General features: G+C 66.9%; 7 protein-coding genes and 1 pseudogene. 6 read left to right on the forward strand and 2 right to left on the reverse strand.

Going from position 1 to position 6,391, the window contains the following annotated elements; all coding sequences use genetic code 11:
• From ACGF5G_RS35530 to ACGF5G_RS35545, 4 genes are all read left to right on the forward strand, one after another.
• The coding region (locus ACGF5G_RS35530; RefSeq protein WP_393271263.1) for a LuxR C-terminal-related transcriptional regulator at positions 1 to 362 on the forward strand (362 nt) is incomplete at its 5' end.
• A 244-nt stretch (positions 363 to 606) separates the two neighbouring features.
• On the forward strand, positions 607 to 1,212 hold the full coding sequence (locus ACGF5G_RS35535; RefSeq protein WP_393271265.1) for a YdeI family protein: 606 nt from the start codon (positions 607 to 609) through the stop codon (positions 1,210 to 1,212).
• 835 nt (positions 1,213 to 2,047) lie between these two features.
• A complete protein-coding gene (locus tag ACGF5G_RS35540; RefSeq protein ID WP_393271266.1) occupies positions 2,048 to 2,569 on the forward strand; it encodes a hypothetical protein in 522 nt (173 codons plus the stop codon).
• Positions 2,570 to 2,898: 329 nt separating this feature from the next.
• The gene (locus tag ACGF5G_RS35545) at positions 2,899 to 3,585 is read left to right on the forward strand and encodes a pentapeptide repeat-containing protein (RefSeq protein WP_393271268.1); all 687 of its coding nucleotides are present in this window, start codon (positions 2,899 to 2,901) and stop codon (positions 3,583 to 3,585) included.
• 551 nt (positions 3,586 to 4,136) lie between these two features.
• On the opposite strand, the gene ACGF5G_RS35550 is transcribed toward ACGF5G_RS35545, so the two are convergent.
• Both ACGF5G_RS35550 and ACGF5G_RS35555 read right to left on the reverse strand, forming a co-directional pair.
• Entirely contained in the window at positions 4,137 to 4,379 is a 243-nt protein-coding gene (locus ACGF5G_RS35550) for a hypothetical protein (protein ID WP_393271270.1), read from the reverse strand.
• Positions 4,380 to 4,502: 123 nt separating this feature from the next.
• Positions 4,503 to 4,625: pseudogene (locus ACGF5G_RS35555) on the reverse strand (SMI1/KNR4 family protein); the annotation flags it as partial.
• Between the two features lie 333 nt (positions 4,626 to 4,958).
• On the opposite strand from ACGF5G_RS35555, the gene ACGF5G_RS35560 reads away from it, so the two are divergent.
• Both ACGF5G_RS35560 and ACGF5G_RS35565 read left to right on the forward strand, forming a co-directional pair.
• Positions 4,959 to 5,516, forward strand: coding sequence for a dihydrofolate reductase family protein (locus tag ACGF5G_RS35560; RefSeq protein ID WP_393271271.1), 558 nt, complete (start codon positions 4,959 to 4,961; stop codon positions 5,514 to 5,516).
• A gap of 616 nt (positions 5,517 to 6,132) precedes the next feature.
• The coding region (locus ACGF5G_RS35565) for a low temperature requirement protein A (RefSeq protein ID WP_393271273.1) at positions 6,133 to 6,391 on the forward strand (259 nt) is incomplete at its 3' end.

The raw sequence follows: 6,391 nt of genomic DNA on the forward strand, positions 1-6,391 counted from the left end.
TCGCCGACTCCCACGGCGGGCTCGGCTACCTGCTCAAGGACCGCGTGGCCGACATCGACGACTTCCTCGACGCAGTCGAGCGAGTCGGCGCCGGCAGCACGGTCCTTGACCCCGAGGTGGTCCGGCAGCTACTCGGCCGAAACCGCCGGGCCGATCGCCTCGCGGCCCTGACAGAACGTGAACGCGCCGTGCTCGCCGGAATGGCCGAAGGCCGGTCGAACGAGTCGATCGCCGCTGCTTTGCACCTGTCCGAGAGCTCCGTGGAGAAGTACGTCGCGTCGATTTTCACCAAGCTGAACCTAGTCACCGATCGTGACACCAACCGGCGCGTCCTCGCCGTCGTCACCTACCTGAGGTCCTGAACCCGCCCCGACGCCCAAGACGCCAACGTACCCGGCTCGCAAGATCCTGCATACTGATCTGCCGCAGACCGAGCGGCTGGATCGCCGGGCGTCGCCGGCTCGTACGGCGTCTGGCGGCCACCGTGGGATGGCGCTGGCGATTGTCAGAGGCCCGTGGTCGTGGACGACGCTCGCCGCAACCGGCACATGCACGAGGAGTCCGGCATGCCGGCCCGACGTCGCAGCGCAGCGATAGCCTGCCGTCATGGCGAGTGCCGAACTGGATGAGTTGATCGTCGCGGACGCCGACGCGCTGCGCGCGTGGTTGTCGGCCCACCACGCCACGTCGCCCGGCGTCTGGCTCGCCCTGACCAAGAAGGGCGGCACAGTCACGACGCTGACCTGGCAGCAGGCGGTCGACGAGGCCCTGTGTTTCGGCTGGATCGACGGGCAGGCACGTAAACGGGACCAGGAAACCTCCTGGATCCGGTTCACCCCTCGCAGGCCGCGCAGTTCCTGGTCACAACGCAACGTCGCCCACGTGGCCCGGCTGGAAGCGCAGGGGCGAATGCTGCCCCCAGGCCGCGCCGCGGTAGAAGCCGCGAAAGCGGATGGGCGGTGGGCGGCCGCCTACGCCCCGCCGTCGGAGGCCGAGGTGCCGGCCGACCTCCTTGCCGCCATCGCTGCCGACCCCGCCGCCCAGGCCATGTTCGACGTGCTCACCAAGACCAACCGGTTCGCTCTCATCCACCGCGTCAATGCCGTCAAACGGGCGCAGACCCGCGAGCGGAAGATCAGCGAGTTCGTTGCCATGCTGGCCCGTCACGAGACGATTTACCCGCAGAAGGCCAAGCCTTCGAACTCGCCGTAGTTGGAGACTTGCCGAAGCGAAGCGCCGAGGCGCCGGGCGACGCCGCTGTCGCCCGTCGGGATCGGGGAGCACGCGGGGAGCGGGCAGGTGCGCTGAACGGCGTTGAACTGCATTCAACAGCACGCAACGGCGCTCAACTGCACCCGCGCCCACCTGCGGGTTCTCGTTTCTGCAGGTCAGAGTTGGTGCGGCGTCCTGCTTCACACCGAAGAGGTCACTGGTTCGATCCCAGTATCGCCCAGGCAGGTCAAAGGCCACTTCCCGGAAACGGGAGGTGGCCTTTCTGCTGTCGTACAGCAGCGGCGTCAGCGGCCGAGGGAGTCGCCGAGGCGCTTGGGCGCTTCCCGCGTTGCCCTGGACGAGACCTGGGTGTAGATGATCCCTGCCGTCGGGATGGCTCCTCCTGCCCGGCTGCCGGCGAGGAAGCGCCGAGTCGGGTCGAGATCGTCCGGCCTGGTGTCGGTCCAACTAGTGATGATCGATTGGCGGCGAGCTGCGAGGCCTACGCGGTTCAGGGTGCGCGGCGGCTGAAGTCACGCGCTGGTAGCCTGACGCGTCTCGCGCAGAAGGTGGAGTCTGCCCAGTGCTCAGGATGGTGCTACGTAGGTCAGTCGCGGTCGTGGCTGCCTGCATGGTGACCGCGTGCGGTTCTCCAACGGCTCACACAGCCGATCGATCAGCGGGCGAGACGATCCCCTCCACGGCGCGGGCGACGGGCTCGGCCTCAGCCACGAAGCCGGCTTCCCCAGCAGTTCCGGCGACCGGCGGATCCGGCTACTCCGCGACGCTGTCCGCACGCTTGCTGACCACGGACTCAGTGCCGCCCGGATTCACTGTGGAGATCGCGACAGTCATGCCGCCGGATGCTGGAGATCAGCCCCCAGGTGTCGACCTGCCCTGCTCGGACAGCATGATCCCGCTGCTGTCGGCCGCACGGCTAACCGGGACTCCGTCAGCGATGGCCGCCGCCACCCTCAGCTATGACGCGGGTCCCGATGACCTCTGGGTGGGGGACGAAGTCCTCAGGACCTACGCCGATGACGGCGCACAACGAGCAATGACCAACCTGCGAACCTTCATCGGCCGTTGTCCTACCCTCGTCGTGTCGTCCGGCCTTGGCATCGGCGACAGGTACCGGTTCGCAGTGGCACCAGGGCCGCAGTTGGGCGATGACAGTATTCACGTCAGCTGCAGCTCGACGTCCGATTCTGGCACGTTGGAATGCGACAGTATTCTCGTTCGGATCGGAACCACCTTGGTGGCCGTCAAGGAGCAGGGCAACAAACCCGGCGGCAACAAATACCTCACCCAGCTCGCCGAAGCTGCGCTCCGCTCATTCCAGACGACCGGATCCTGAATGGCCTTACGCGCGCCCGAGGCCAGGGCCGTTTGCGACCCGAGTGGCGGGACTGGGCCGTCGCCGTCTACCGGCAAGAGCAACCCAGCCGCGTGACCGTGCTCGGCGTGGTCATGGCCGCCCTGGAGGCCGGCAACGGAGTGGCCAACTGCGTGACTACCGGCACGAACAACGCCCGGACGTCCCCGGGCGGTGGGAAACTGTTTGTGCAGGTGAGCGGCTGTGGCACTGCTGGTCGGGAACGCTCGTTGGTTGCCTGGGGGTCACGGTCGCGGGATGCCCCGGGTCGCCTTGGCCGTCAGCATGGTCGCTTCCGCTAGTCTCCGCGGATGGCTGTCCGGGCGGGTCGTGGTGGCCGATGGCGGGCGCCTGTGAAACCTACGCCGCCGTCGTCGTTGGAACTAGCCACCGAGGACCACGATCTTGAGGATGAGGCCACGTTTCGACGGCTAGGTTTCTTCGACCTTGACTTGTCGGGGCGGTCGGCGGATGGCGTGGAGTTCGAGCAGTGCCGGTTCAAAGGCTCGGACCTGAGCGGTACGCAGCTCGACGGGGCAGCGTTCAAGGACTGCCTGTTCGAGAGCACGAACCTGGCAAACCTGCGGGCGGAGAAAACATCGATGATCCGCGCACGGCTGTCGACCCTACGGATGACGGGCGTGCATTGGATCAACGGGGCGTTACGGGATGTGACGATCTCGGAGTGCCGGCTTGACCTGTCGTCGTTCCGCTTTACGGACTTCTCCAGCGTGGTGTTCGAGGGGTGCAACCTGACCCGGGCGGACTTCCAGAACGCGGACCTGAGCGGTGCCCGGTTCACGAACTGTGATCTGACTGGCGCGCAGTTCTCGCAGGCGACGATGGAGGGGACCCGGTTCGCCAACTGCGTCCTCGTCGGGATCGGTGGGGTGACGAGCATGGGGGGCGCGGTCGTCGCCCATCAAGATCTTGTTGCCCTGTCGTACACCCTGGCCGGCGCGCTGGGGATCCGCATCGAGGATGCCGAGGCCGAGTGATCGCCTGCGGTGCCGGCTCAGCGCCGTCTATCAGCAATAAGTCAGCGGTCCATGATCGTCCGTCGGTGCGGCAGACCCGGCGTGTGGTTCCGTCTGGCAGTTGGCGACTGCTGCGGCCAGCGCTGGCTGGGTCAGTTGATCAGTGGGCCTCGACGAGTGGGGCAAGGCAACGCGGTTACTGGTAGCCCGCCGACGAGGGCCCAAGCATGGGGGCGGTGGCCGCGCGAAGGCATGCCGGTCGTCCAGGAGCCGGCTCCACAGCCGCTCAGGGTCAGGTCAACCGTTCACCTGGGAGGGGGAGGGGTGGCTGCCGGTGGCCAGCTCCGACCCCCGGGAGCCGGATCCGTGCCGGGTGAGGTTGGGTCAACTGCGCCACTGTGGCGGTGTCCGCCGGGGCGGGTCCGTGACACGAGAGCCGGCTCCGTCTGTTCCGGCAGCCTCCGTACGTGCGTCAAGGTCCGCTTGACGTGGCGGGCCGGGCGGCGGCCCGCTCCCCAAGAGAGCGGGTCGACGGCAGACAGTGAGGATGGCAGCAGAAGCGGGGGTTCAGGTCACGCTGTGCGCTGACGCACTCCGCGGGCGACTCGGAGAGCGAGCCAGGTGCCGCCGGCCAAGAGACTCAGACCGAACAAGGCGATGACGATCTCATAGATCCGAGAAGAATCGCCGGGAGGCGGCCCATCCGGCGGCAGGCCATCCCAAGCGTTCCAAGCGCCGTAGACGAACAGCACACCGACAACTGCCAACGCGAGCGCCACAAGCAGAGACGCGGCCCGCCCGATCCACATCAGCATCGCAGCAGTATTGCAGCAAAGCCGCCTCCGGTGCGTGGCTGTCTGGGGCACAGGAGGCACGAGACACTGTCAAACGTTGTCGACCAGTGAGCAGCCCTGGCAACCTGCGACGCCGTGTGAGCAGGTGAGCGGGTCCTCCAGCGGGCCGGATCCGTCGAAGACAGTTGCGGGATCGAGCACCGGTCGACGGTAGTTGTTTGGCGTCAGTTCCGGGAGCGCCGGTAGCCCTGCTGCTGTCGACAGCAACGATGACAGCAACAGGGCCAGACGGTGAGGGCCGAAGACGGAAAGTGGTGGATCATTTGCCCGACGTCAGAGACGTGCGCGGGCGCGCACGGACGGAGCGGTCGACACAGTCGACAGCCCGCGGTCGATGAGTTCGTCGCGCCGGGTGGTGTCGAGCTGCCCAGGCAGCACACGCTCACTCGCCGTGGGCTGGTCGAGAACGGCAAGGACAGGCGAGGATGCATGCACCCTCAACATCAACTATGCAACGGCCCTGTACGAGCACACCACTGACCCGCATAACTCGGCCTGCGAACTATGGTGGTCGCCGCGTCGCGGACTTAAGCTCGCCCCATGGGGCTCTTGACCTTCAGCATCAACGTCACCCTGGACGGGTGCGTCGACCATCAGGAGGGAATCGCCGACGACGAGACACACGCCTTCTTCACCCGCCTCATGGACGAGGCCGGGGCGATGCTGTGGGGCCGTGTCACCTACGAGATGATGGAGAGCTACTGGCCGGCGGTCGCCCGCGGCGACGAGGAGGCGCCGCCGGCGATGCGCGAGTGGGCGATCAAGCTGGAGGCCAAGCCAAAATACGTGGTGTCGTCCACGCGAAAGGACTTCCCGTGGACCAACAGCCACCACATCGCCGGTAACCTGCGCGCGGGCGTGCAGAAGCTCAAGGACGCGACCCCGGCCGGCGTGCTCCTCGGGAGCGGCAAGCTCGCGACCGAGCTGGACCGGCTGGAACTGATCGACGAGTACAAGTTCCTCGTCCACCCCAGGATCGCCGGCCACGGCCCGACCCTGTACCAGAGCGGGCTGCCCGGCACGCGACGGCTCGAGCTGGTCTCGGCGAAGCCGCTCCGCGGCGGCGCGGTCGCCATGCACTACCGGCGCGCGCGCTGACTCAGAGCAGTCCCTTCGCGCCAAGCTCGCGGGCTGCGCGTCGTCGGGAGCCTTCTCGCCGCGCAACACGGCGTACCCGCTGCGCGAATCGGGTCTGTCCGGTAAACCGTGCGTGAGGCCCGGCGGTTTCATCAGTGAGTGGTTCTCTCGAACCGACCGGCGAAGATGATCGCGAACGCGTTGAGCGCGGGCTCCACCTCATCATCCAGCGTGCCCGACCCCAGCGCGTTGAGCGAGCGCCCGCACGGTCGCACGATGGACGCCGAAACGCTTCACCAAGTCCTTCACGCGCTCGCCCTTGGCGTATCGACCAAGCAGGTCAGCTCGATCTCAGGCATTCAAACGAGTTTGAGTCACAGGCGAATTCTTCGCCACCGGGCCTCGCACATCCTCGATAGGCTGGCGCGAAGGATGCGGCACCGGGCGCCTCCCTTGAGAACACGCCGAATCAGCGAACAGAGCGGCTTGCGGGGGTTCGAGAAGCACCTGGCGAGGTCCACACAGGTCGACGGCCACTTCCCGGAAACGGGAGGTGGCCATTCTGCTGTCGTACCGCGGCGGTGCCGACCTGGCATAACCGCAGCTCGACCCCGACCCGGCTGCAAGACTTGCAAGGATGAGCAGCGACGGGAAGCGTTCAGGAGGGCGGCGGCTGGAGCCCGCCGCGCCGGGGAGCAAGGTGACCCCGCTGGAGCTCTTCTACGACCTGGTCTTCGTCTTCGCCTTTCTCAACGTGACGGCGACGAACGCCAAATACCTCACCCCGACCGCGTTGGTGAAGTGGGCTGTGTCAAGGATCTTGGACAGGTCTTCGTGGATTTGCTGGTCAGGCTGCTATCAGGGTCTGGTGTTCGGTGAGGGCTTCGGCGGGGGTG

Origin of the sequence: Micromonospora sp. NPDC047730 (assembly GCF_043204765.1) — a bacterium.
Classification (GTDB): Bacteria; Actinomycetota; Actinomycetes; order Mycobacteriales; family Micromonosporaceae; genus Micromonospora.